1 rRNA gene is annotated in these 2,789 nt (G+C 53.8%); it reads left to right on the top strand.

The features are described 5' to 3' along the window. Positions 1–3: 3 nt before the first annotated feature. Positions 4–2,789, top strand: a 23S ribosomal RNA gene (locus MUB50_RS16840); the annotation flags it as partial.

The raw sequence follows: 2,789 nt of genomic DNA, 5'->3' as shown, positions 1-2,789 counted from the left end.
AAAGGTCAAGCAATAAGGGCACAGGGCGGATGCCTTGGCACTAAGAGCCGATGAAAGACGTGATAAGCTGCGAAAAGCTTCGGGGAGGAGCAAATATCCCGTGATCCGGAGATGTCTGAATGGGGAAACCCGCATGAGCAGACCTCATGCATCCATACGCCAATCCATAACGTATGGAAGGGAACCCGGGGAACTGAAACATCTAAGTACCCGGAGGAAAAGAAAGAAACATCGATTCCGTAAGTAGCGGCGAGCGAACGCGGAGGAGCCTAAACCGGTGTGCGTGCATGCCGGGGTCATGGACTGCATTTAAGATTCAGCGAAGTTAACAGAACGGTTTTGGGAAAGCCGGCCACAGAGGGTGAAAGCCCCGTACGTGAAAGCAGAGCTGACTGAGCAGGATCCGGAGTACCACGAGACACGAGGAACCTTGTGGGAAGTAAGGGGGACCACCCCCTAAGGCTAAATACTACTTAGTGACCGATAGCGCATAGTACTGTGAAGGAAAGGTGAAAAGGACCCCGGGAGGGGAGTGAAAGAGAACCTGAAACCCTGTGTCTACAAGCTGTGGGAGTACTTTATATGTACGACCGCGTACTTTTTGTAGAACGGTCCGGCGAGTTACGCTTACTGGCAAGGTTAAGTCCTCAAGGGATGGAGCCGTAGGGAAACCAAGTCTTAACAGGGCCAGAGTCAGTAGGAGTAGACCCGAAACCGGGTGATCTATCCATGTCCAGGTTGAAGCTGCCGTAAGAGGTAGTGGAGGACCGAACCCACATCCGTTGAAAAGGGTGGGGATGAGGTGTGGATAGGGGAGAAATTCCAATCGAACCCGGAGATAGCTGGTTCTCCTCGAAATAGCTTTAGGGCTAGCCTCGGTGTGAGTCTTGCGGAGGTAGAGCACTGAATTTCCTAGGGGGCGTCAAAGCCTACCGAAGAATATCAAACTCCGAATGCCGTGTAGATATCACCGGGAGTCAGACTGCACGAGATAAGTTGGGCGGTCAAAAGGGAAAGAGCCCAGACCTACAGTTAAGGTCCCAAAGTGCGCGTTAAGTGGAAAAGGATGTGGGATTTCGAAGACAACCAGGATGTTGGCTCAGAAGCAGCCATACATTCAAAGAGTGCGTAATAGCTCACTGGTCGAGAGGTCCTGCGCCGAAAATGTCCGGGGCTGAAACGCGCCACCGAAACTAAGGAATCTGAAAAGATTGGTAGAGGAGCATTGCATGCGGGAAGAAGCAGTACCGAAAGGAGCTGTGGACTGCATGGAAGAGAGAATGCCGGAATGAGTAGCGAGATAGAGGTGGGAATCCTCTAGGCCGAATATCCAAGGTTTCCAGGGTAAAGCTGATCTGCCCTGGGTGAGTCGGGACCTAAGGTGAGGGCGAGAGCCGTAGCCGATGGACAACAGGTTGATATTCCTGTACTGCAGTATGACAGAACTGTGGGGACACGTAAGGAGAGCGGGAGCCGGGAATGGAAAGCCCGGTACAAGCGAGGTACCAGTATGGTAGGAAAATCCGCCATGCAATGGGAAGACGTGATGTGGAGCGAAGATTAGTAGCGAAGCCCGTGAGCCATGCGTCAAGAAAAGCCGCTATCGTTCATATTGTACCCGTACCGTAAACCGACACAGGTGGATGAGGAGAGAATCCTAAGGCCGGCGGAAGAAGTATTGCCAAGGAACTCGGCAAAATGGCCCCGTAACTTAGGGAGAAGGGGTGCCTGCGAGAGCAGGCCGCAGAGAATAGGCTCAAGCAACTGTTTAGCAAAAACACAGGTCTATGCGAAACCGAAAGGTGAGGTATATGGGCTGACGCCTGCCCGGTGCTGGAAGGTTAAGAGGAGAGGTTAGACGCAAGTCGAAGCTTTGAATTTAAGCCCCAGTAAACGGCGGCCGTAACTATAACGGTCCTAAGGTAGCGAAATTCCTTGTCGGGTAAGTTCCGACCCGCACGAAAGGCGTAATGATTTGAGCGCTGTCTCGGCAATACATCCGGTGAAATTGAAGTGCCAGTGAAGATGCTGGCTACCCGCGCCAGGACGGAAAGACCCCATGGAGCTTTACTCCAGTTTGGCACTGGGGTCCGGTGTTGCATGTACAGGATAGGTGGGAGGCTGAGAAACGGTAACGTCAGTTGCCGCGGAGCCGCTGTTGGGATACCACCCTTGTGATATTGGGCTTCTAACCAGCCGCCGTGAACCGGCGGTGGGACAATGCCAGGCGGGGAGTTTGACTGGGGCGGTCGCCTCCGAAAGGGTATCGGAGGCGCCCAAAGGTTCCCTCAGAATGGACGGAAACCATTCGAAGAGTGCAAAGGCAGAAGGGAGCTTGACTGCGACACCGACGGGTGGAGCAGGTACGAAAGTAGGGCTTAGTGATCCGGTGGTATTAAGTGGGAATGCCATCGCTCAACGGATAAAAGCTACCCTGGGGATAACAGGCTTATCACTCCCAAGAGTTCACATCGACGGAGTGGTTTGGCACCTCGATGTCGGCTCATCGCATCCTGGGGCTGTAGTAGGTCCCAAGGGTTGGGCTGTTCGCCCATTAAAGCGGTACGCGAGCTGGGTTCAGAACGTCGTGAGACAGTTCGGTCCCTATCCGGCGTGGGCGCAGGATATCTGAGAGGAGCTGTCCTTAGTACGAGAGGACCGGGATGGACGGACCGCTGGTGGACCGGTTGGCTTGCCAAAGCCATGGCCGGGTAGCCAAGTCCGGAAGGGATAAACGCTGAAGGCATCTAAGCGTGAAGCCCCCCTCAAGATGAGATATCCCATTCTTA

The sequence above is a fragment of the Blautia sp. NSJ-140 genome, from assembly GCF_022868965.1.
Taxonomy (GTDB): domain Bacteria; phylum Bacillota; class Clostridia; order Lachnospirales; family Lachnospiraceae; genus Blautia_A.
Note: the sequence above shows the minus strand (reverse complement) of the source record. Positions and strands in the feature narration are given on the sequence as shown.